1 pseudogene is annotated in these 337 nt (G+C 59.3%); it reads right to left on the bottom strand.

Features of this window, described 5'->3' with window-relative positions:
• Window positions 1-230, bottom strand: a pseudogene (locus Q4563_RS17790) (thiamine-phosphate kinase); the annotation flags it as partial.
• Window positions 231-337 lie beyond the last annotated feature (107 nt).

The raw sequence follows: 337 nt of genomic DNA, 5'->3' as shown, positions 1-337 counted from the left end.
GCACAGCGCAAGGCGCGCTGGGCAATCAAATGAGCAGGGGCATTGGCGGGGAAGTGAACATCGGCAACCTGGGTATCCAGGCTTTGCGCCAGATGCTGATCGGCTGGCGGAGCAATGACGCTGGCATCGTCACCTATACCAAGCAGAGTGGTCGCATCTGTCGGATACCCCTGAGTAAAACAGCGCTGTATCAGTTCAAATTCAGAACTGCCGGGCTGTTGTCTGCTCACTGCTCCTGGTTGTCTCGCCGTTGGGCGCCACCACGGGCACCTCGGATTTCAACGCCCCGTTCGCGCTGGGCCAGCTTGTCGAGGACGCCATTGATGTACTTGTGGCC

Source organism: Gilvimarinus sp. 1_MG-2023 (assembly GCF_030548285.1).
The sequence above is the reverse complement of the archived record's forward strand: the minus strand, read 5'-3'. Positions and strand labels throughout refer to the sequence as shown.